Origin of the sequence: Hyella patelloides LEGE 07179 (assembly GCF_900659865.1) — a bacterium.
Taxonomy (GTDB): Bacteria; Cyanobacteriota; Cyanobacteriia; order Cyanobacteriales; family Xenococcaceae; genus Hyella; species Hyella patelloides.
The window spans coordinates 1-3,818 of the sequence record NZ_LR214173.1; the positions used below are offsets into that span (position 1 = coordinate 1).

Genomic DNA, 3,818 nt, shown 5'->3' on the forward strand with positions numbered 1-3,818 from the left:
CAAATCCTCAAATTGTTGCTGATATCAATGGTGATGGAGTAATTTCCGCTTTCGATAGCTATTTAGTTTCTCAAAAAGGAATGGGTGCAACAGTCGATTTTATTCCCGATATTCCAGTAGATTGAATTTAAGATTCCCAATTTTTAGCGATTGATAATCAACAACAGTAAGGGCGAACGGCGGTTCGCCCCCACCGCCAACATCTATTCTATAGAAATAGATTGAGGTCCACTATTACCGCTATTATCATTTCCATCATTACTACTATCAGGAGTATATCCTTGGTTTGCTAACCAAGCAGACAAAGGTTCTTCATTTAAGTTGAGTTTAAATAATCCAGAGCAAAAACCTCCAGCAAAAGCGATGGGTTGTTGTAATAATCTTTGAGCTAGGGGTGATAATTCTGTTAAAAACATTTTGATTCTTATCGGATACAACGGGTTTTATCTAAGAATTGTAGCTTGCTAATCAAAAAAATTTTGGGTAGATATAACGTTTTTTGTACTTAATGGAGGTGCAAAGTTAATCCATAAAAGTAGCAGCAACTTTGGCAACGCACTTCGCTAGCTGCTTGCTTATTTAGATTTGTAGAGGATTGCTACCAAGCAATTCAAGATTTAGCTAAAAAACCATCTTTAACTCACCGCATATTCAGTATACTTTTTCAAATGCTGAGGATGAAAAGCTAACACCATTGCTGCTCTCAAGAAATGGGCTGATAATAACTTAGAGTATAAGCAAACCCAAGAAGCGGTACGACCCCGCGTTATCCGAAGGTGTATCCTTTAGGGCGACGAAAGGCGTTTATACCCGTCGCATTGGGTGTTTATCCCCATCGTATTTGGGGGCAAGGGAATGCGTACCAAGAAAAGGCGACAAAATTATGGACTTGATTGTAGATATCTTAGATGGAAACCCTTTTCAAGGAATAGGTAAGCCAGAACCTCTTAAATATATAGCATCCGATACTTGGTCGCGTCGGATTGATTTGGAACATCGTTTAGTTTATAGGGTAAAGAATAATCGAGTTTATTTTTTGCAAGCTCGTTATCATTACCAACCAGAAAATTAATATTGGCTGATTTTTTACTGGTTTTTGCCCCCCTAGCCCCCCAACTCTGGGGGAAAAAAAAGAGTAAATGGTGATTAAAAGTCCCCCAAGCTTGGGGGATTTAGGGGGCTAGAAGCAGTTACAAATTAAACAGATAAGTTAAAACATGAGTTATAGTTATGTGTACACCGCAGCCAACACCAACCAGAAAATTAATACTTACTTAATAGCAAATTAACTACTAAAATTAGCTAGTATTGAAGTGATTGTCTTAAACACAATTGCAATTACTTGAATTTTAAATGAGTTTAGAATTATTGGCTGCGGAAAAGCTGCTAGAGATGGCTTTAAGTGCCATTGTTGGTGATGCTGCTAGTGAAGGTGCAAAACTTCTGTGGCAAAAAATCAAAGATCGCTTATTACAAAATCATCAACCTGTTATTGAAGCAGAGATAGTCGAATTAGAACAAAATCAAAATCTAACTCAGGAAAATCTAAAACCATTAAAACCTTTTCTAGAGGTTGAAATGCTTAAAGATCGACTATTTGCAGAAGAGATTAGCAAGTTAGGTAGAGAAATTGCTAATGCGATTAGTAGTGATACTATCGAAATGAAAGGATTTGTAGCCAAGGATAATGCTGCTGTAGTAGGAAAAGCTGAAGGAACTCAACAGTTTTTTGGAGGTACACATAATCACGAAAAAAAGTAATTTCTCCAAAGCCTGACAGCCAAAAAATTATCACTTCTACTAATATCATTACTACACCACCGAACCTCTCTAATTGCGTAGAAAGAGAAGAAGAAATAAAGGAGATTGAAGCATGGCTGAATAATCCGCAAGTTAGCACAGTGGGTATTCAAGGCTTAGGTGGTGTGGGAAAATCTACTTTGGCTGCTTATTTTTATCATTTTCTTGAATCTAAATTTAAATCTCTTAATTTTAAAGCTAAATTTTGGGCTGATGTCAGCCTCAAACCCGATTTTACAGTCTTTGCTAAAAAGATAATTACAAAATTTACTGGAAAGCCTCCTCAAAGTATCGATATTACGGAGTTAATTAATAATTTACTTTATCTGCTTAGTAAGCGTCGCTGTCTGTTGGTAGTAGATAATTTAGAAACTCTGCTTGATGAACAAAGAAATTGGCAAAACAAATATTATCAAGATTTTTTTCGTCGTTGGAAGCAACAGGGAACCAATAGTACTTTATTTATAACTACTCAAGATAAACCTCAGTTATTCCAAGGTTTAAAGCATTGGCTTTACTTGGGAGGGATAAAAATTGAGGAAGGAATTGCTTTATTAAATGAGTTAGTAATAAAAGGAACAGAAGCAGAATTAAAAGCTTTTGTGGAGTATGTAGATGGACATCCTTTGACAATAAAATTAGTAGCAGAATTTTTAGGGGAGCATTATGATAGTCAATTAAGCCCAGTTAAAAAATCAGACTCAACACAATTTAAGTTTAAATTGGTTTACAACGAAGCACAAGGATTACACCGCAATAAAGACAATGCCTGTTTATCTTGGATTATTCAACAGCATTTAGATAGATTAAACTCTGAACAAAAACAATTTATCACTAATTTAAGTGTATATCGCTTGCCGTTTAACCACGAAGCAGCAAGTCATATGTGGCTGGAGGACGAAGTAAAACTGACATTGACATCAATATCAATTAAAAAGAAGCTTCTCGAATTATGCAATCGCTCTTTATTAGTTAAAACTCAAGAGAAATTTCAGTTTAAATCTTTAGTACAGAAATATGTTTTAGAGCAAGCAAATGATTTAACTAATGCACATCAGCAAGCTATTGAATATTATCAAGCTAATTTTAAAGAACCAGAATCTTGGAAAGTCTTAGAAGATGCCAGGGAACATTTAGAAATTATCGCTCATCACTGCGAATTAAAACAATATGCCTCAGCTAATAAGGTTTTAGATTCCTATTATGGTTTTTTGACTCGACGGGGTTATTATGAGGTTTTAGTAGAAATATATGAAAAATTAGTTCAAGAATGGCAACCAAACCTGCAACCAGAAGATAGATCAAATTATGCTAATTCTTTAAAGAATTTAGGCAATGCTTACAATCTTCTAGGAGAATATAAACTAGCAATTTATTACCATCAACAGTCATTGGAGATTGCACGAGACATAGGCGATCGCAATAGAGTAGCTTCATCTTTAAGTAGTTTAGGCAATGCTTACAATCTCCTAAGAGAATACAAACTAGCAATTGATTACTATCAACAGTTATTAAAGATTCGACAAAAAATAGGCAATCGCGAAATGATAGCTGATTCTTTAATGGATTTAGGCACTGCTTACTATTGCCTAGGAGAATATAAACTAGCAATTGATTACTATCAACAGTTATTAAAGATTCGACAAAAAATAGGCGATCGCGTTTTAGAAGCTTTTTCTTTAATGGATTTAGGCGATGCTTACTATTATCTAGAAGAATATAGACTAGCAATTGATTACTATCAACAGTCATTGGAGATTGCACGAGACATAGGCGATCGCGATGGAGAAGCTGATTCTTTAATGGGTTTAGGCGATACTTACAATAACCTTGGAGAATATCCACAGGCAATTGATTATCTTCAACAGTCATTAAAAATTAAACGCCAAATAAAAGATCGCTATGAAAAAGCTAATTCTTTAATGGGTTTAGGCAATGTTTACAATAACCTTGGAGAATATCCACGGGCAATTGATTATCTTCAACAGCCATTAGATGTAATCGTTCATTCCCCCCCC

At 35.2% G+C, this 3,818-nt stretch carries 4 protein-coding genes; 3 read left to right on the plus strand and 1 reads right to left on the minus strand.

The genetic code is table 11. The features are described from left to right. Window positions 1-203: 203 nt before the first annotated feature. Complete coding sequence (locus tag H1P_RS31560) at window positions 204-416, minus strand: ssl0294 family protein (RefSeq protein WP_144875184.1); 213 nt, start codon at window positions 414-416, stop codon at window positions 204-206. 401 nt (window positions 417-817) lie between these two features. On the opposite strand from H1P_RS31560, the gene H1P_RS31565 reads away from it, so the two are divergent. From H1P_RS31565 to H1P_RS31575, 3 genes are all read left to right on the plus strand, one after another. Further along, entirely contained in the window at window positions 818-1,072 is a 255-nt protein-coding gene (locus H1P_RS31565) for a Txe/YoeB family addiction module toxin (RefSeq protein ID WP_246142035.1), read from the plus strand. A gap of 281 nt (window positions 1,073-1,353) precedes the next feature. Next, window positions 1,354-1,761: a hypothetical protein gene (locus H1P_RS31570; RefSeq protein WP_144875188.1), complete on the plus strand. Its 408-nt coding sequence runs from the start codon at window positions 1,354-1,356 to the stop codon at window positions 1,759-1,761. A 95-nt stretch (window positions 1,762-1,856) separates the two neighbouring features. Then, on the plus strand, window positions 1,857-3,818 hold a 1,962-nt coding region (locus H1P_RS31575), incomplete at its 3' end, for a tetratricopeptide repeat protein (protein ID WP_281291274.1).